This window comes from Streptomyces sp. NPDC006435 (assembly GCF_040612315.1).
Lineage (GTDB): Bacteria > Actinomycetota > Actinomycetes > Streptomycetales > Streptomycetaceae > Streptomyces.
The window spans coordinates 92,182-109,514 of the sequence record NZ_JBEXPY010000029.1 but is presented as its reverse complement, the minus strand read 5'-3'; the positions used below and the strand labels follow the sequence as shown (position 1 = coordinate 109,514).

The window sequence follows — 17,333 nt, the reverse complement described above, 5'->3', positions numbered from 1 at the left end:
GCTCCCCCCCTCCCCCCCGGGCCCCCCCCCCGCCCCCCCCCCGCCGGCGCCCCCCCCCCCCCGGGGGCCCCCGGCCCCGGCCCCCCCGGGCGGCCCCGGCCCGTCGCGGCGAAGGTCATTCCTCGACGAGCATCCCGCTGCGGAGCTTGTGGAGGATCCGGCCGATCAGCCGGGACACGTGCATCTGCGAGACGCCCAGCTCCTCGCCGATCCGGGCCTGCGTCATCTCCTGGCCGAAACGCATGTCGATGATGCGTCGTTCACGGCTGTCGAGGCAGCCGAGGAGCGGCGCGAGCGCGTGCAGGTTCTCGACCGTCTCCAGGGCGGGGTCCGGGCCGCCGAGGACATCGGCGAAGGTGCGTCCCTGCCTGCCGGGCCGCCCCGGACCGGACGGGTCGGCCGGTGTGTCCAGCGAGCCCGCCGCGTACCCGTTGGCCGCCACGATGCCCTCGGTGACCTCGCTCTCGCTCAGTCCGAGCTGCTCGGCGAGTTCCGGGACGGTGGGGTCGCGGTCGAGCTCGGTGACCAGCGACTCCTTGGTCCGGGCGATGTCCACCCGCAGCTCCTGCAAGCGGCGCGGGACGTGCACCGCCCAGGTGGTGTCGCGGAAGAACCGTTTGATCTCCCCGGTGATGTACGGGACCGCGAAGGAGGTGAACTCCACCTCGCGGGAGAGGTCGAACCGGTCGATGGCCTTGATCAGTCCGATGGTGCCGACCTGGACGATGTCCTCCATGTCGTCGCCCCGGCCACGGAACCGCCCCGCTGCGAACCGGACGAGGGAGAGGTTCATCTCGATGAGGGTGTTGCGCGCGTACTGGTGGGCGGGGGTCCCCTCCTCCAGGGCCCGGAGCCGGTCGAAGAACAGCCGGGACAGCTCGCGCGCGTCCGCCGGGGCGACCTTCCCCGCGTCCTCGATCCACGGCAGTCCGCCGCTGTCCCCGGCCGTCCCCGCGGCCGGCGCGCCGCCGTCGGGCTCCGGGCCGGCCACCGGATCCGTGCCGGTGCCGACCGGTGCGTCGTCCGGTACCGGTCGTGCGCGGTCCGTGCTCCCGGCCCGCTCGGCACCGGCGGTCCGCGAGGTGTGCGCCGTCATCTCGTCACGCTCCCCTGGTCGAAGGCCATGAGGTGTGAGCACCTGCCCCCGGAGGAAGATCCCATGCGGGGAAACCGGAAGCAGGTCGGATCGTACGGCGACGATGGCCGGGAATCGTCGTGATGCCCCGTCACATCCGGGCGGCGGGAAGGCGGGGCGGGCGAGCGGCGCGGCCGGGACGGCGAGACCGCCCCACCGGTACGGGGGAGCCCGGTGGGGCGGTCTCCCTCAGACTGCCACAGCCATCGGCGCAATGGGGACCGATCGGCGCATATCCAGCGGTAGTTGAGTCGAAATCGACGGTGCGGCAGCCTCTGGATCCCGGGTTCCGGTCGCCGTACCGGCCGTGCCCGCGATGCCCGATGAGCGGTCAGGGCGCGGTGCGGGCGGGCCGGGAGAGGCGTTCCCAGAGGTTCTCCAGGTGGGTGTGGACGACCTCCTGCGCCTCCTGCGGTGCGAGATGGCCGATGAGGACGTGTGCGGTGAGGCCGTCCGTGAGGGCGAGGAGCGTACGGGTCTCGACGAGCGGATCGAACGGCGCGGCGCCCCCGGTGTCCTCGACGGCCCCGGCGTCCTCCGTGTCTTCGGCGGTTCCCGCGGCTTCCGCGGCGAGACGTACGAACACCCCTTGCAGGGCCGCGTAGTTCGCCCGGAGCGTCCGGGCGAGCGACTCGTCCACGGCGGCCTGCGCGAGGAAGGCGAGCCAGACCCTGGCCTCGGCGTGGTGCTCCTCCCCGAGCAGCGAGACCTCGGTGGCCGCGTGCCCCAGGGCGGTGCGGGCCGACTGGGCCGGGCTCCTGGCGAGGCGGGCGCGCACCCGCTCGCCCACCTGTCCGCCGATGTGCCCGAGCGTGAACACGAGCATCTCCTCCTTGGTGCGGAAGCACCGTTGGACGGCGCCCATCGACACCTGTGCGCGGGCGGCGACGTCGCGAAGGGTCACGCCCTCCAGCCCGCGCTCGTCGGCGAGGCGGCAGACCGCCTCGGCGATGAGGTGACGCCGGCCCGCGTGATCCACCTGCCTGGGCATGTCCGACCGCCTTCCGTCCGTGTTCCCCGGTGCTCCCCGTCCGGGGCGCAGTTTATTCGATGCGGCCGTATCGGTTCCGGGGTACCGTTCCGATACGAGCGCATCGGAACGTGCGCCGGAGGAGACCGCGCGCCGTCCGGGCGCGCGCCGGGGAGGAAGGAACCGCCATGCGGGACCCCTTGTGGAAGATGTCCGCCACCGAGCAGGCGGAGGCGGTGCGCACGGCCGAGGTCTCGGCCGTCGAACTGGTCGACAGCCACCTGGAGCGCATCGCCGAGGTGAACCCGCGGGTGAACGCGGTCACCCAGCTCATGGCGGAGCGCGCACGGGCGGACGCGGCGCGGACGGACCGGCGGCGGGCCGCGGGCGAGGAGCTGGGGCCGCTCGCGGGCGTGCCGTTCACGGTGAAGGAGACCACCCCGGTCGAGGGAGTGCCGACCACGTTCGGCGCGGAGCGGTTCCGAGATCTGGTCGCCCGGGCCGACGCGCCCCCGGTGGCGCGGCTGCGCGCGGCCGGGGCCGTCCCCATCGGGCACAGCAACATGCCGACCCTGATCCTGGCGGGGATGCACACGCGGAGCGAACTGTTCGGCGACACGGTCAACCCGTGGCACCCCGGCCTGACCCCGGGCGGCTCCAGCGGGGGCGACGCGGTGGCCGTCGCCACAGGCATGGCACCGCTGGGACTCGGCAACGACTCCGGGGGATCGGTGCGCGTCCCGGCCCAGTTCTGCGGCGTGGCCGGGCTGAAGCCGTCCACGGGCCGGTTCCCCGCGGACCACCGCGTCCTCGGCCCGGACGACCCGGGGCCGGCCTCCCAGATGCTGGTCACCGACGGCCCGCTGGCCCGGAGCGTGGCCGACCTCCGGCTGGCGTACGAGGTGCTGGCCGGGACCGACCCGCGCGACCCGAGGGCCGTTCCGGTGCCCCTCCGCGGCGAACCGCTGCCCGGACCGGTGCGGATCGCGGTCGTGGCGGACCCCGGCGGGCACGGCGTCCACCCCGCCGTGCGCGGGGCCGTCCGGGCCGCCGCCGACGCCCTTCGCGACGCCGGGTACGAGGTGTGCGAGGTGGAGGACGTGCCCCGGATCGACGAGGCGCTCGACGCGTACGGCCGGATCACCGTGACCGAGTTCGCCCCCACCTGGCCTGTGGTGCGCACGCTGCTCGGCGACGGCGGGGACCGCTACATCGCGATGGCGATGGAGCGGACGCCGCCCGCGAGCACGGACGGGTTCATGAAGCTGATGGGCACCTGGATGAGCATCCGCCGCTCGTGGGCCGAGTTCCTCGACGCGTACCCGCTGCTGCTCGGCCCCTCGTTCACCGAACCGCCGGTCGAGCCGGGACTGGAGTCGCGCGACGAGGCGGGCCGGGACCGGGTCGGTTCGGGCATGCGCCTGTGCACCGTGACCAGCTTCGTGGGCGTGCCCGCCGTGGCCGTGCCGACGGGCCTGGCCGACGGGCTCCCCTGCGGGGTCCAGATCGTCGGACGCGCCTTCCGGGAGGACCTGTGCCTGGACGCGGCCCGGGCGGTCGAGGACCGGCTCGGAGTGCTCACCCCGATCGACCCGCGACCGGCGGGTCCGGTCGGCTGAAACCCGGGACCGCCCGGCCGCGGCGCGGGCCGGACCCGCGAAACCGGCCCGGCCCGGACGGCGGGCCCGGTCGTTGCGGATCGATGAACACCTCGTCCCGGGGGAATACCCGCAGGAACACGGGCTTTGCTGTTGCTGTGGCGGCCGGCGACCGGTCCGGCCGCCGGTACCGGGAACAGGAGAGGGAGCCCATGCCCCAGGCGTACGTGTTCACCCGCAACGGCGGACCGGAGGTGGAGGCACTCGTCGAGCGGGACGTGCCGGTGCCGGGGCCCGGCGAACTGCTCGTCGCGGTCCGGGCGGCCGGGGTCAACCCGGTCGACTGGAAGCTGCGCACCGGGTACGTCAGGCCGGGCGGCGAACCGCAGCCGTTGCCCGCCGTCTTCGGCAGCGAGGCCGCCGGGATCGTCGAGGCCGTCGGGCCGGGGGTCGAGGGCTTCGCGGTCGGGGACGAGGTCTTCGGCAACCCGGTGACCGGCGGGTACGCCGAGTACACCCTGCTGCCCGTGGCGGTGACGGCGCACAAGCCGGCCGGACTGTCGTTCGTCGACGCGGCGGTGCTGCCCGTCGCGGCGGCCACCGCGTACGACGGCATCCGGCAGCTCGGCCTCGCCCCCGGCGCCACCCTCCTGGTCACCGGGGCCGGGGGCGGGGTGGGAACGGCGGCGGTGCAGCTCGCACGGCACGGGGGCGTCCGGGTCATCGGCGTCGCGAGCGCGGCCAAGAAGGACTTCGTCGAGTCGCTCGGCGCGGTCCACGTCGCATCCGGCCCCGGCTTCGACGAACGGGTCCGGGCGGCGGCCCCCGACGGCATCGACGCGGTCTTCGACCTGGTCGGCGGCGACACTCTCAGGGCCGCGGCCCCGCTGCTCACGGACCCGGCCGCACTGATCAGCGCGGGCGGCAAGCCGCTGGCCGTGGAGCTCGGCGGGGCGGCCGTCGCGAGGGCCCGCACCTCCGCCGTCCTCGAAGCGGTGGCAAACCTCGCCGTCGCCGGAGTGCTGCGGGCGCGGGTGGCCCGCACCTTCCCGCTGGCCGAGGCGGAACGGGCGCTGCGCGCCGTGGAGGACGGGCACGCGCTCGGCAAGATCGTGATCGAGGTGACCCGATGAGCCCCCGGCCCCCCGCCACCGGCCCGCACCCGCTGGACAACCCGGTCCGCGCCGCGCTGACCGGCCCGCACGCCCACTTCGCCGAGCGCCGCGGCCGCATCCTGCGCTACCCGGTGGACGTGGCCCCCTGGGTCGCGCTCCCGGAGGAGCCGCAGGCCGAGGACTGGGCCGACGCCGCGGCGCTCGCCGGACCCGGGGGCGCCATCGCCATCACCGCCTTCCGGGAGCCGCCGCCGGAGGACTGGGAGGTCTTCTTCGACGCCGAGGGCGTCCAGCTCGTCGACGCCGGGGTCGCGGCCGCCCCGTTCCCGCAGGCCGTACGGCTCGGACCCGCCGACGTGCCCGACATGCTCGCCCTGGTCGAGCGCACCCAACCCGGGCCCTTCCTGCCCCGCACCGTCGAGCTGGGCACCTACCTCGGCGTCCGGCGCGACGGAGTGCTCGTCGCGATGGCCGGCGAACGGATGCGCCTGCCCGGCTGGAGCGAGATCAGCGCCGTCTGCACCGACGAGTCGGTGCGCGGCCAGGGGCTCGGCACCGGCCTCGTGCACGCCGTCGCCCACGAGATCGGGCAGCGCGGCGAGACGCCGTTCCTGCACGCCGCGGCCTCCAACACCGGCGCCGTCCGGCTCTACGAGTCGATGGGATTCGTGCTCCGCCGCCGGACGTCCTTCCTCGGGGCGTTCGTACCGGAACGCGCCGGGGCCGCCGCGCACTGAATCCGGCGCCCTGCGGACCTCCGGGCGGTGGCACGACGCCCCGGAGGCCCGGCACCCGCCGCCCGGCCCCCGGCCTCCGGAGGCGTCCGGCGAGGGACCTTCGGCCCGGAACGTACGGGCCGAAGGTCCGTACCCGCTTCGCACGGGGACCTTCGGCAGGGTCCGACGGGCCGTAAGCCTCGTGATCCGCCCCGTCGGACCGGGTGGACTGGGAGCGGACGCCGGCACGGGGCCGGCAGAGCGCGGGAGGAGTCGGCTGTGACGATCGGGCGTCGCCGGCGTCGGCGTGCGACACGTGGAACGGCACTTCCCGGCATCACGGACGCGGGGGAGGCCGCCGCACGCGCGCCACGGGTCGGCAACCCGGCACTGTTCGCGGGGCTCGCCCTGCTGACCGCCCTGGTCGCCCTCCTGGACGTCGAGACCGGGAAGGACCTGCACCTCGTACCCCTGCTGGTGGTCGTCCCCGCTCTGGTCTCCGTCTTCGGGACGATCCGGCAGACCGTGGGCGTGGCCACCTGGACCATGATCGTCGTCGTCTGCTCGCGCCTGGTCACCGGCGGGACGTTCTGGGACGTCACCATCAGCGTCGCCTTCACCGCGCTGGCCTGCTTCCTCGGCGTCGGCTCGTGCGCGCTGCGGATCCGCCACGCCACCGAGATAGCCAGGCTGCGCTCCGCCGCCGGCGCGCTCCAGCGCCAGATCCTGCGCCCGCTGCCGATCCCGACCGAGCAGATCCTCGCCCACGGCATCTACACGCCGATCGAGGAGGACGGCCTGGTCGGCGGCGACATCTACGAGGTCGTCGAGTCGCCCTACGGGACCCGGGTGATCATCGGGGACGTCCAGGGCAAGGGGCTCGCCGCGATCGGGGCGGGCTTCGCCGTGCTCGGGGCGTTCCGGGAGGCGGCCATCCGCGAACCCGACCTGACCGGGGTGGTCGACGCCCTGGAGGACGCGGTCGCCCGGCACAACGCGTTCTCCGCCCAGACCGGCGAGACCGAACGCTTCGTCACCGCCCTGGTGCTCGGCTTCGACGGGAGCGACCGGGTCCGGGCCGTCAACTGCGGCCACCTGCCGCCCCGGCTGCTGCACGAGGACACGGCCCGCGCGCTGCCGCTGCGCCGCACCTCCGTCCCGCTGGGCATGGCGGAACTCAGCCCCGAGGGCCGGGTCTCGGAACCGCTGGACTTTCCGCCCGGCGCCACGCTCCTGCTCTTCACCGACGGGGTCACCGAGGCCCGCGACGCGTCCGGCGCCTTCTACCCGCTGGACACCCGGCTGCCCCGCTGGACGGGACTGGAGCCCTACGAGGTCCTGGACGCGCTCCACGCGGACCTGGAGGCGTTCTCCGGCGGCGTACGGCGGGATGACATCGCCGCGCTCGCCCTGCGCCGGACGACGGCGGCCGAATCGCGCCGGACCAGGGTGTCGGGGCACGGCGCCCGCCGGGCCGCCGAGGTTTTCAGCGCCCGGTGACCGCGGGGCCCGGGGACCGGCCGTTCACGGCGCCCCGGGAACGACCGGTCCCGTACGCGCCGGTCCCGTACGCGGCCGGCGCGTACGGAAGAGACGCGGAAGGGCGCCCCGCGGCCGTTCCCCACGGCACTCCGGACCGGACGAATGTCCCGACGAGACTTGTGTCGCGTCGGGACATTTTCAGGTGTACGGTGCAATCATGAATCCGGAACGGAAGAGCCCGGAACGACGGAGCCGCAAGGCCCGCAGGACCCGGGACGCACTGGCGCAGGCCGCGTCCGAGCTCGTGCTCGAACACGGACTGCGGGACGTGACGGTCGAGGAGATCGCGGAACGCGCGGACGTCGACCGGCGCACCTTCAGCCGGTACTTCACGAGCAAGGAGGCCGCGGTCCTGGACTCGGTCCGGGGCGACGGCGACCGGATCAACGAAGCCCTGCGGGCCCGCCCCGCCGGCGAGCCCCCGCTCACCGCCTACCGCCGCGCCGTGCAGGACTGGCTCGACGACCCCGGCGCGCAGGCGTGGCACCGGCGCGCGGGGATCTTCGACCTGCTGGTCCTCGCCGAGCGGGAGCCGACCCTCTACGCGGCGTTCCACCACATCCGGGTGGACGCCCAGGAGGACTCGGTCGCGATCGTCGCCGAGCGGCTCGGAGTCGATCCGGGCCGCGACCTCCGCCCCGCCGTCACGGTCGCCGCGGGCGCCGGGGCGCTCCTGGCGGCCCAGGCCGCCTGGGCGCGGGCCGGACGGCGGGAAGACCTGCCCCGACTGGTCGGGCAGGCATTCGACGCCCTCTCCGGGGAGCTGCTCACACGGCTTCCCGCGGGACCGGCGCCGCACAGCACCACGGAAGGAAACGCACCATCATGAGCACCCCCCTCACCCCCGCCGACCAGGAGTTCACCGGTCGGACCGCCCTCGTCACCGGGGGAGCCTCCGGCATCGGACTGGCCGTCGCCCACCGCCTCGCCGCCGGCGGCGCGTCCGTCGTCGTCGCCGACCACGACGAGGCCGCCGCCCGTGAGGCGGTCGCCGACCTGGAGAACGCGGGCGCCCGGGCCGCCGCGGTCGCCATGGACGTGACCGACCCCGCCTCCGTCGAATCGGGCGTCCGGTTCACCGTCGACACCTTCGGCGCCCTGCACCTCGCCGTCAACAACGCGGGCATCGGCGGCCCCAGCAACCCCACCGGTGAGTACGCGGTCGAGGACTGGGACCGGGTCGTCGCCACCAACCTCAGCGGCGTCTTCTACTCGATGCGCCACGAGATCCCCGCCATCGTCGCCGCGGGCGGCGGCGCCGTCGTCAACATGGCGTCGATCCTCGGTACCAACGGCTTCGCCGGCTCGCCCGCCTACGTGGCCGCCAAGCACGGCGTCGTGGGACTCACCAAGACGGCCGCCCTCGAATACGCGGCGCGGAACGTCCGCGTCAACGCCGTCGGCCCCGGCTTCATCGACACGCCGCTGCTGCGCAACACCGACGGCCCGGCCCGCGACCACCTCGTCTCGCTGCACCCCGCCGGACGCCTCGGCACGGCCGAGGAGGTCGCCGAACTGACCGCCTTCCTGCTCTCCGACCGCGCCTCCTTCATCCACGGCAGCTACCACCTGGTGGACGGCGGCTACTCCGCCCCCTGAGTGGCGGAACGACCGACGGGGGCGAGCAATGGAACGAAGAGAAGCGAGGAGAACCCCATGAAGGCCGTCCAGTACCGCACCGTCGGCGCAGCACCCGAGGTCGTCACCGTGCCCGACCCGGAACCGGGCCCCGGCCAGGTGCTGATCGAGGTCACCGCCGCGGGCGTCTGCCACTCCGACATCGCCGTGATGAGCCGGCCCGCGGAGCAGATCCCCTTCCCGCTGCCGCTCACCCTCGGACATGAGGGCGTCGGCACCGTGGCCGCCCTCGGCGACGGAGTCGACGGCCTCCGGGTCGGCACGTCCGTCGCGGTCTACGGCCCGTGGGGCTGCGGCACCTGCGTCAAGTGCGCCGAGGGCAAGGAGAACTACTGCCTGCGCGCCAAGGAGCTCGGCATCATGCCGCCCGGACTCGGCGCACCCGGCGCCATGGCCGAGTACATGATCGTCGACGACCCGCGCCATCTGGTGCCGCTCGGCGACCTCGACCCGGTCCAGGCCGTACCGCTCACCGACGCCGGGCTGACCCCGTACCACGCGATCAAGCGCTCGCTGCCCAAGCTGGTGCCGGGGGCCACCGCCGTCGTCATCGGCACCGGCGGCCTCGGCCACGTCGCGATCCAGCTGCTGCGCGCCATGACCGCCGTCAGGGTCATCGCCCTCGACGTCTCCGAGGACAAGCTCGCCCTCGCCCGCGCCGTCGGCGCCCACGAGACCGTCATGTCCGACGAGAACGCCGCGGCGAAGGTCTGCGAACTGACCGGCGGGACCGGGGCGCAGGTCGTCCTCGACTTCGTCGGGGCACCGCCCACCGTCGCCACGGCCGGGGCCTCGGCCGCCATCGACTCCGACGTCACCGTCGTCGGCCTCGGCGGCGGGGCGCTGCCGGTCGGCTTCGGCTCCCTGCCGTACAACACGACGGTGACCTCCCCGTACTGGGGCTCGCGCTCCGAACTCGCCGAGGTGCTCGAACTCGCCCGCACCGGAGCGGTCGAGGTGCACGTCGAGACGTACGGCCTGGACGAGGCGCCGCTGGCGTACGAGCGACTGCACCACGGCAGGATCAACGGCCGCGCGGTCATCCTCCCCAACGGCTGAGCGGACCGGATCCGCCCCCTGCGGCCGGGCGGGCCGTCGCACGACGCGACGACCCGCCCGGCCCCCGGTCATACGCCGTACGGCCGGGCCCGCCGGTCATCGCGTCGCCACCCGGGGCGCGGGCCGCCGACTCGGCCACTGCGCGCCGTCGCACGCCCTTTCACGCTCCGTCGCGCTACCCCGACGATGAACTCCTGTACCGCAGACACCCGTTCCGGCCGTGCCGCAACGCAGACGGGAGATCTCCATGGGACAGCAGCCGATCGTCATCGACCCCGCGGGGCGCGACATCCACGGCGAGGCGGCGGAACTCCGGCGCCACGAATCCGTCGCCCCGGTCGAACTCCCCGGCGGGATCAGGGCGTGGGCCCCCACCGGATTCGAGGTGCTCAGGCAACTCCTCACCGACGACCGCGTGTCCAAGGACCCGAACCGGCACTGGCCGGCCTGGCAGGAGGGGAAGCACCGGGACGGCTGGGTCAACACCTGGGTGGGCGTGACCAACATGTTCACCGCCCACGGCGCCGACCACCGACGGCTGCGCGGGCTCGTCGCGCCCGCCTTCACCAAGCGGCGGACGGACGCGCTGCGGCCCCGCGTCGAGGAGATCACCGCGACGCTGCTCGACCGGATGGCCGCCGTCCCCGACGGCCGGGCCGACCTGCGGGCGGCCTTCGCCCACCCGCTGCCGGTGGCCGTCATCTGCGAACTCTTCGGCGTCCCCGAGGACCGGAGGGCCGACAGCGCACGCCTCGTCAGCGAGATCTTCAACACCGCCGCGACGCCGCAGGAGGCCCTCGCCACCCTGCACGAGGTGCACGCGTTCTTCACGGGCCTGGTCGCCGCCAAGCGCGAACGGCCCGCCGACGACCTCACCAGCGCCCTGATCGCCACCCGTGACGAGGAGGGTTCCCGCCTCACCGAGGGCGAACTCGTCGACACCCTCCTCCTGGTCGTCTCCGCCGGCCACGAGACCACCGTCAACCTGATCGGCAACGCCGTCCACGCCCTGCTCACCCACCCCGGACAGCTCGCCCGGGTACTGGACGGCGAGTTCTCCTGGAACGACGTCATCGAGGAGACCCTGCGCTGGTCGCCGCCGGTCGCCAACCTGCCGCTGCGCTACGCGGTCGAGGACATCGAGCTCCCCGGCGGGGTCACCCTCGCGCGCGGCGACGTGATCCTGGCCACCTACGCCGCGGCCGGCCGGGACCCCCGACGGCACGGCCCGGACGGGGACCGCTTCGATGTCTCCCGGACCGACAAGGAACACCTCTCCTTCGGCCACGGCGTCCACTTCTGCGTCGGCGCCCCACTGGCCCGGCTGGAGGCGTCGATCGCCCTTCCCGCCCTGTTCGACCGCTTCCCCGGCCTGTCCCTGGACGACGGGGCGGCACCGGCCGAGCCGCTGGAGACCTTCATCTCCTACGGCTTCGCCACCCTCCCGGTGCGCCTCGCCCGGAACACCCGCCCGGGCCCCGCCGCCGTGGACGTGCCGTCTAGGGTGCGGACATGACCTCGCAGCACTATCTCTCCGAACTGTTCTCGCTGGACGACCGGGTCGCCGTGGTGACGGGCGGCAGTTCCGGGATCGGCCGTGCCATCGCCGGGGCCCTTGCACGGGCCGGGGCGCGCGTCGTGATCGTGGCGCGCAAGGAACCGGAACTGGCCGCCGCGGTCGACGAGTTGCTCGCGGAGGGCTGCCGGGCGGCCTGGGTGAGCGCCGATCTGAGCACCCGCGACGGAGTCCGTGCGGCCGCGGAGCGGGCGGCAGAGGTGTTCGGCGAGCCCGACATCCTCGTCAACAGCGCCGGAATCAACCTGCGGCCGCCCATGGACGAGCTGGGCGAGGAGGTGTGGGACGCCACGATGGCGGTGAACCTGGAGGCGCCCTACCTGCTGGGGCAGCGGTTCGGGCCCGGCATGGCCGAACGGGGCTTCGGGCGGATCATCCACGTCACTTCCCAGCAGGCGCACCGGGCGTTCGTCCAGAGCGGCGCCTACGGGGTCTCCAAGGGGGCGCTGGAGTCGCTGGCCCGTTCCCAGGCCGAGGCGTGGTCGCCGCACGGCGTCACCTGCAACACGCTGGTCCCCGGCTTCGTCATGACCCCGCTCAACGCGCGGCTGTCCTCCGACCCGGAGAAGGTGGCCGCGCTGGCCGCGCGCACGATGGTCGGCCGCAACGGTCTGGCCGAGGACTTCGCCGGAGCGGCGGTGTTCCTGGCCGGCCGCGCCTCCGGCTACGTCACCGGACAGGCGATCTTCGTCGACGGCGGACTGTCCGTCCACTGAGCCCGGCACGCCGCGGGAACCGGGCCGTCCGGTCCCCGCGGACGCCCCCGCGACGGTGCGCGGGGGCGTCCCCGTGGACGTGATCAGGCGGAGGCCGGCCAGGTGTCGTCCTGCAGACGGCACAGGTAGGTGCGGCTCACGTGCACCGGCACGGTCGGATAGGCGGCGGCTATGACGGCTCTGTAGGCCTCGGCGGCGGCCTGTGCCGCAGCATCCTCGTGCGGCAGCTGGGACGGGGAAGAGCTGAGCGGGAGCTTGAGAGTGGTGCCGATCTCGACGTCGTCCGAGTAGGCCGTGAAACTGTACTCAACGGAGTAGGCACCTGCGGGAACTGACATGTCTGAATCTCCTGACGTAAGGAAACTTGCACAAGCTGCGGCCAAGTGAGGCCAAAGTAAACGATGTTGGTCGGGCCTGGTGCGGAGGCGGAGAAAAAACCCGATCCGGGCCGTCCGGGGCAAGCAGGGGAGACCGGACGTCCGCTGCGGGCGCGGCCCCGGCCTATGCTGAGCGCATGTCCGCCGACGGAGTGCCGCCGAACGACCGGGGCGGCAGGGAGCCGGGCGCCGGCACGGAGCTGCCCGCGACCCTGCACATCGCCGGGCTCGCGCTGAGCCTGGTGGAGAGTCCGCCCGCACTGGCCTGCTGGAGCGGCAGTTTCCCGGTACCGGCGGGCGCCGACCCGGCCGGGGTCAACCTGGTGATCGAACCGCCCGCCCCGCCGCAGCCGGCCACCCTCCGGCGCGCCCACGACGTCGTGAGCCGGTTCGACGTCCTCGTCGCCCGGGCCGGGGAGTACTGCCGCGTCCGGCTCCGGGAGGAGCAGTACGGGCTCACGGCCGGGGAACTGGACCGGCTGGACCTTCCGGAGCCGCCGTGGGGACTGCCCGAGGCAACGGTGTGGACCGACCGGAGCTGGATGATCCGCTTCGCCGAGAGCGGGCTCCGCATGGGCGACCCGTACGGAATCCTCGTCACCTTCGATGGAACCCGGCCCGTCGACGTGCAGGACGCCGACGACGAGTGACGAACCGCCCGCCGGTCGGTGCGGGGACGGAGAGGCACGCGGATCCGGTGTTCCCGGTGAGGGCCTCCTCGGCGGAGGCCGGCGGCCGGGGCCGGAGGATCCCGGCACCGTGGGAATCGATGTCCCCTTCCAGGGCGCCGCGTTCGGCTTCCCGCCGTGATCGCCGTGCCGGGTCCGCGTCCCGTGGATCACCGGTGAAATCGATCGCGCCCGGGGCCGGGAGGAACCGGGCCCCGGGGCTGTTCCCCGTGTCGGCCGGGGCGGCGAATCCACTCCGTGCGAGGACGACCGTGCGAAGGGGCGCGAACCCGCTCTCGACATGGACCGCGGCCACCACCGGTGCCGCCCCTCAGCCGGGGAGGATCTCCGGTCGGACCGCCGTGCACGGGGAACCGGCCGGCACGAAGATCGTCGTCGTCATCGGACCGACGTGACCTGTTCGCCGTCCGGTCCCCGACGCCCTCTGGTGCGCGGCGGTGCGTACGGCCATGCTGTCCGCCGACAGCGTGCGCCGCCCGCGTGAAGGGCCGCGCAATCCGCGTGATTCCAGGAGGATTTGTGGTTCTTGGCACAACCGGCCGGGTGACCGGGCCACGAGGAGGGGCCGCGCGCGGGCGCGGGACGGCGACGCGATCGCTCGTGCTGCTCGCGACCGTGTCCGCGATGACCGTCGGCACGATCGCCCCCGCCCTCGCCGACCCGAACCCCGATCCCCGCCCCCGCACCGCCGCCGAGATACTCAGACCGGTCGCCCCGCCGCCCGCGAGCAACCCGGCGGGGGAGCCCCGGTCGGTCGCGGACGGCGACGGCATCGAGACGGCCCGCACCTCCCGCCCGATCGCCCCCGGCATCCGCCTCGACTCGTACGACCGGCTCGAATCCGACAAGTGGCTGCGGGTCGACCACCTCTCCGTCGATCTGGACGGCAGCAAGGTGCGCGCCGACTACCTCTCCTCCGGCAAGGTCTCCGACCGGCGCACCGTCTCCGAACTCGCCGCCGGACACGACGCGGGCCGCGGCCGCCGCACCGTCGCCGCGATCAACGCCGACTTCTTCGACATCAACCAGACCGGCGCACCCGAGGGGATCGGCATCAAGGACGGGGCCACCGTCCAGTCGCCCGCCCCCGGCGTCAACCGGGCCGTCGGCATCGGCCCCGACAGCGCGGGCCGCATCCTGAACCTGTACTTCGAGGGAACGCTCGCCCTGCCGGCCGGGGAACGGCCGCTCACCGCGTACAACGCCGCCAATGTGCCCTCCGGCGGAGTCGGCGCGTACACCTCCGCCTGGGGAACCGCCGACCGCGCCCTGACCGTGGACAACGCGAGCCCGGTCGCCGAAGCGACGGTACGCGACGGCAAGGTCGTCTCCGTCTCGCACACCCCCGGATCGGGCGCCGTCCCCGACGGCACCACCGTCCTGGTCGGCCGCGAGGCCGGAGCCGCCGCACTCGACGCCCTGAAGCCCGGTGACCCGGTCTCCCTGACCTACCGGGCACGCACCGACGCCGGGGCCGTGCCGCGCACCGCCGTCGGCGGCCGGGAACTCCTCGTCGTCGACGGGGTCGCGCAGAACCACGACGGCGAGGGCAACAACACCGCCGCGCCCCGCACCGCCGTCGGCTTCTCCGAGGACGGCCGGACCATGCAGGTCCTCACCGTCGACGGGCGACAGGCCGACAGCGGCGGTGTCACCCTCACCGAACTCGGCCTGATGATGCGGCGCGCCGGTTCGTACAGCGCCCTCAACCTGGACGGCGGCGGATCGTCGACCCTCGTCGCACGCGAACCCGGCAGCGACGCGCTCCGGGTGGAGAACAGCCCGTCCGACGGCAGCGAACGCACCGTACCCAACGGCCTGGCCCTCACCGCCCCCGACGGCAGCGGCCGGCTCAAGGGCTTCTGGGTGCAGCCCCGTACGCCCGCGGCCACCGCGCCCGGCGTCGACCCCGTCAGGGGCGGCCACCCCGACCGGGTCTTCCCCGGACTCACCCGGCGCCTCACCGCGACCGGGTACGACGAGACGTACGGCCCGGCACGGGGCACCCCGCGCTGGCGCACCGCACCGACCTCGGCCGGCACGGTCGACGGCGGCGGGCTCTTCACCGCACGCCGCGGCGGCACCACCACCGTGAGCGCCACGAACGGTCCCGCGCGCGGCAGCACCACCCTGACGGTCCTGGACGAACTGGCCCGCATCCAGCCCACCACGCAGCGGGTGGGACTCGCCGACGCCGGGGCCACCGGCACGTTCGGCATCGTCGGACTCGACGCCCACGGCACCAGCGCCCCCGTCGAACCGCGCGACGTCGCACTCGACTACGACCGCGCGCTCTTCGACATCCGCGACGACGGACAAGGCTCCTTCACCGTCGCCTCGCGCACCGGCTCCGGCGCAGGACTGATCAAAGCAACCGTGGCGGGCACCACCACCGTCCTCGCCGCCAGTGTCGGACTCACCGAACAGCCGGTCTCCTCCTTCGACGACGCCGGGTCCTGGAAGTTCAGCCAGGCCCGTGCGAGCGGATCGCTGGAGGCCACCCCCGACGGCCGCACCGGCACCGGACTGCGGCTCCGCTACGACTTCACCGGCTCCACCGCCACCCGCGCCGCCTACGCCACCCCGCCCCGGCCGGTCACCGTGGACGGCCAGCCCCAGTCGTTCAAGCTGTGGATCAAGGGCGACGGCAAGGGCGCCTGGCCGACCCTGCACCTCAAGGACGCCGCAGGTTCCGACCAGTTGCTGCGCGGCCCGTACATCACCTGGACCGGCTGGCGGGAGGTCACCTTCGCCGTGCCGCAGGGGGTCGCCATGCCGCTCTCCGCGCACCGCTTCTACCTCGCCGAGACCGCGGCCGCCAAGCAGTACACGGGCGACATCGTCATCGACGACCTCACCGCCCAGGTGCCGCCCACCGTCGACCTGCCCGAACAGGCCGTGCCCGCCGACGACCTGATCGACACCGCGGCCGTGACCGGGCGCCGGGACTGGCGGTTCGCGGTGATGTCCGACGCCCAGTTCGTCGCCCGCGACCCGGACAGCGCGATCGTCGCCCAGGCGCGCCGCACGCTGCGCGAGATCAGGGCGGCGGCCCCCGACTTCCTGGTCGTCAACGGCGACCTCGTCGACGAGGGCGCTCCCGAGGACCTGGCCTTCGCCCGCCGCGTCCTCACCGAGGAACTCGGCGACGCGCTGCCCTGGTACTACGTACCGGGCAACCACGAGGTGATGGGCGGGAAGATCGACAACTTCGTCCGCGAATTCGGGCCCGCCCAGCGCACGTTCGACCACAAGGGCACCCGCTTCGTCACGCTCGACACCTCCGGCCTCAGCCTGCGCGGCGGCGGCTTCGCCCAGATCCGGCAGCTGCGCGCCCAGCTGGACGCGGCGGCGAAGGACCGCGCCGTCGACTCGGTCATGCTGATCGAGCACGTGCCGCCGCGCGACCCGACCGTGCAGAAGGGCAGCCAGCTGGGGGACCGCAAGGAGGCGGCCCTGGTCGAGCAGTGGCTCGCCGACTTCCGCCGCACGACGGGCAAGGGCGCGGCCCTCATCGGCAGCCACGTGGGGGTCTTCCACGCCTCGCACGTCGACGGGGTGCCGTACCTGATCAACGGCAACTCCGGCAAGGCCCCGGCCGGGGCCGCGGACGAGGGCGGCTTCACCGGCTGGTCGCTGGTCGGCGCCGACCGCGTCACCGCGGGCGAGCAGGCCGCCGCACGTCTGCGGCCGTGGCGGGGCGGACCCGACTGGGTCTCCGTGCAGACCAGGGCGCACGTCGACGCGCTGGACATCGACGCGCCCCCGGTGCTCGGCACGGGAAGCCGTACGAAGGTGACGGCGACGGCCACCCAGGGCACCCGGGCCGTCCCGGTCGGCTTCCCGATGGCCGCGGACTGGACCGGCTCCCCGAACGTCCACATCGGTGACCGGAACGGCGCCCGCCCCCGGCACACCGCTGTCCTCGACCCGTCCACCGGAACGCTCACCGCGCTCCGGCCGGGCACGATCACCCTCGCCGTGACGGTCAACGGCACGACACAGCGGACCCAGGTCAGGGTCACGACGGCGACCGGGGCCGCACCGGCGGCCTGACGCCCGGAGCCCCACCGGCGGCCCGACACCGTCCCGCGCCCACGACCGGCGCGGGCGGCGCCGGGCCGCCCGTACGACGGCCCTCCCCGCGCGACGGCACAACCGGGGCGGGCCGTCCCCGCGACAGCGTTACGGGAAGTCCGGGG

Annotated in this window: 14 protein-coding genes; 11 read left to right on the top strand and 3 right to left on the bottom strand. The window is 74.3% G+C overall.

The genetic code is table 11. From position 1 onward, the window contains the following. Positions 1-115 precede the first annotated feature (115 nt). Both ABZZ04_RS26190 and ABZZ04_RS26185 read right to left on the bottom strand, forming a co-directional pair. Positions 116-1,096 (bottom strand): RNA polymerase sigma factor SigF, encoded by a 981-nt coding sequence (locus ABZZ04_RS26190; RefSeq protein WP_356934658.1) that lies wholly within the window; start codon positions 1,094-1,096, stop codon positions 116-118. Between the two features lie 370 nt (positions 1,097-1,466). Next, positions 1,467-2,126: a TetR/AcrR family transcriptional regulator gene (locus ABZZ04_RS26185; RefSeq protein WP_356934657.1), complete on the bottom strand. Its 660-nt coding sequence runs from the start codon at positions 2,124-2,126 to the stop codon at positions 1,467-1,469. A 167-nt stretch (positions 2,127-2,293) separates the two neighbouring features. Between ABZZ04_RS26185 and ABZZ04_RS26180 the strand changes: the two genes are divergently transcribed. The 9 genes from ABZZ04_RS26180 (at position 2,294) to ABZZ04_RS26140 (ending at position 12,065) form a co-directional block, all read left to right on the top strand. Next, positions 2,294-3,724: an amidase gene (locus ABZZ04_RS26180; RefSeq protein WP_356934656.1), complete on the top strand. Its 1,431-nt coding sequence runs from the start codon at positions 2,294-2,296 to the stop codon at positions 3,722-3,724. 191 nt (positions 3,725-3,915) lie between these two features. Next, positions 3,916-4,836 (top strand): NADP-dependent oxidoreductase, encoded by a 921-nt coding sequence (locus ABZZ04_RS26175; protein WP_356934655.1) that lies wholly within the window; start codon positions 3,916-3,918, stop codon positions 4,834-4,836. Beyond that, a complete protein-coding gene (locus ABZZ04_RS26170) occupies positions 4,833-5,555 on the top strand; it encodes a GNAT family N-acetyltransferase (protein WP_356934654.1) in 723 nt (240 codons plus the stop codon). The genes ABZZ04_RS26175 and ABZZ04_RS26170 overlap by 4 nt, the downstream gene beginning before the upstream one ends. A 258-nt stretch (positions 5,556-5,813) precedes the next feature. Further along, positions 5,814-7,034: a PP2C family protein-serine/threonine phosphatase gene (locus ABZZ04_RS26165; protein ID WP_356934653.1), complete on the top strand. Its 1,221-nt coding sequence runs from the start codon at positions 5,814-5,816 to the stop codon at positions 7,032-7,034. A gap of 199 nt (positions 7,035-7,233) precedes the next feature. Continuing rightward, positions 7,234-7,905, top strand: a complete 672-nt coding sequence (locus ABZZ04_RS26160; protein ID WP_356934652.1) for a TetR family transcriptional regulator — start codon at positions 7,234-7,236, stop codon at positions 7,903-7,905. Continuing rightward, positions 7,902-8,675: an SDR family NAD(P)-dependent oxidoreductase gene (locus tag ABZZ04_RS26155; RefSeq protein WP_356934651.1), complete on the top strand. Its 774-nt coding sequence runs from the start codon at positions 7,902-7,904 to the stop codon at positions 8,673-8,675. Before ABZZ04_RS26160 ends, ABZZ04_RS26155 begins: the two co-directional genes overlap by 4 nt. Before the next feature lie 57 nt (positions 8,676-8,732). Beyond that, on the top strand, positions 8,733-9,773 hold the full coding sequence (locus tag ABZZ04_RS26150) for an NAD(P)-dependent alcohol dehydrogenase (protein WP_356934650.1): 1,041 nt from the start codon (positions 8,733-8,735) through the stop codon (positions 9,771-9,773). A 247-nt stretch (positions 9,774-10,020) separates the two neighbouring features. Beyond that, the gene (locus tag ABZZ04_RS26145) at positions 10,021-11,289 is read left to right on the top strand and encodes a cytochrome P450 (RefSeq protein WP_356934648.1); all 1,269 of its coding nucleotides are present in this window, start codon (positions 10,021-10,023) and stop codon (positions 11,287-11,289) included. Next, positions 11,286-12,065, top strand: coding sequence for an SDR family oxidoreductase (locus tag ABZZ04_RS26140; RefSeq protein ID WP_356934647.1), 780 nt, complete (start codon positions 11,286-11,288; stop codon positions 12,063-12,065). The genes ABZZ04_RS26145 and ABZZ04_RS26140 overlap by 4 nt, the downstream gene beginning before the upstream one ends. An 83-nt stretch (positions 12,066-12,148) precedes the next feature. Here ABZZ04_RS26140 and ABZZ04_RS26135 read toward each other — a convergent pair whose 3' ends face one another. Beyond that, entirely contained in the window at positions 12,149-12,403 is a 255-nt protein-coding gene (locus tag ABZZ04_RS26135) for a hypothetical protein (protein WP_356934645.1), read from the bottom strand. 176 nt (positions 12,404-12,579) lie between these two features. Between ABZZ04_RS26135 and ABZZ04_RS26130 the strand changes: the two genes are divergently transcribed. Both ABZZ04_RS26130 and ABZZ04_RS26125 read left to right on the top strand, forming a co-directional pair. Beyond that, on the top strand, positions 12,580-13,092 hold the full coding sequence (locus ABZZ04_RS26130; protein ID WP_356934644.1) for a hypothetical protein: 513 nt from the start codon (positions 12,580-12,582) through the stop codon (positions 13,090-13,092). 663 nt (positions 13,093-13,755) lie between these two features. Beyond that, the gene (locus tag ABZZ04_RS26125; RefSeq protein ID WP_356934643.1) at positions 13,756-17,187 is read left to right on the top strand and encodes a phosphodiester glycosidase family protein; all 3,432 of its coding nucleotides are present in this window, start codon (positions 13,756-13,758) and stop codon (positions 17,185-17,187) included. The last annotated feature ends 146 nt before the right edge of the window (positions 17,188-17,333 follow it).

Excerpts from the sequence above, each read along its gene's own strand:
- ABZZ04_RS26170 (WP_356934654.1), top strand. The coding sequence starts at position 4,833 with ATGAGCCCCCGGCCCCCCGCCACCGGCCCGCACCCGCTGGACAACCCG.
- ABZZ04_RS26125 (WP_356934643.1), top strand. The coding sequence starts at position 13,756 with ATGACCGTCGGCACGATCGCCCCCGCCCTCGCCGACCCGAACCCCGAT.
- ABZZ04_RS26135 (WP_356934645.1), bottom strand. The coding sequence starts at position 12,403 with ATGTCAGTTCCCGCAGGTGCCTACTCCGTTGAGTACAGTTTCACGGCC.
- ABZZ04_RS26160 (WP_356934652.1), top strand. The coding sequence starts at position 7,234 with ATGAATCCGGAACGGAAGAGCCCGGAACGACGGAGCCGCAAGGCCCGC.
- ABZZ04_RS26175 (WP_356934655.1), top strand. The coding sequence starts at position 3,916 with ATGCCCCAGGCGTACGTGTTCACCCGCAACGGCGGACCGGAGGTGGAG.
- ABZZ04_RS26150 (WP_356934650.1), top strand. The coding sequence starts at position 8,733 with ATGAAGGCCGTCCAGTACCGCACCGTCGGCGCAGCACCCGAGGTCGTC.
- ABZZ04_RS26180 (WP_356934656.1), top strand. The coding sequence starts at position 2,294 with ATGCGGGACCCCTTGTGGAAGATGTCCGCCACCGAGCAGGCGGAGGCG.
- ABZZ04_RS26155 (WP_356934651.1), top strand. The coding sequence starts at position 7,902 with ATGAGCACCCCCCTCACCCCCGCCGACCAGGAGTTCACCGGTCGGACC.
- ABZZ04_RS26185 (WP_356934657.1), bottom strand. The coding sequence starts at position 2,126 with ATGCCCAGGCAGGTGGATCACGCGGGCCGGCGTCACCTCATCGCCGAG.
- ABZZ04_RS26130 (WP_356934644.1), top strand. The coding sequence starts at position 12,580 with ATGTCCGCCGACGGAGTGCCGCCGAACGACCGGGGCGGCAGGGAGCCG.
- ABZZ04_RS26145 (WP_356934648.1), top strand. The coding sequence starts at position 10,021 with ATGGGACAGCAGCCGATCGTCATCGACCCCGCGGGGCGCGACATCCAC.
- ABZZ04_RS26190 (WP_356934658.1), bottom strand. The coding sequence starts at position 1,096 with ATGACGGCGCACACCTCGCGGACCGCCGGTGCCGAGCGGGCCGGGAGC.
- ABZZ04_RS26140 (WP_356934647.1), top strand. The coding sequence starts at position 11,286 with ATGACCTCGCAGCACTATCTCTCCGAACTGTTCTCGCTGGACGACCGG.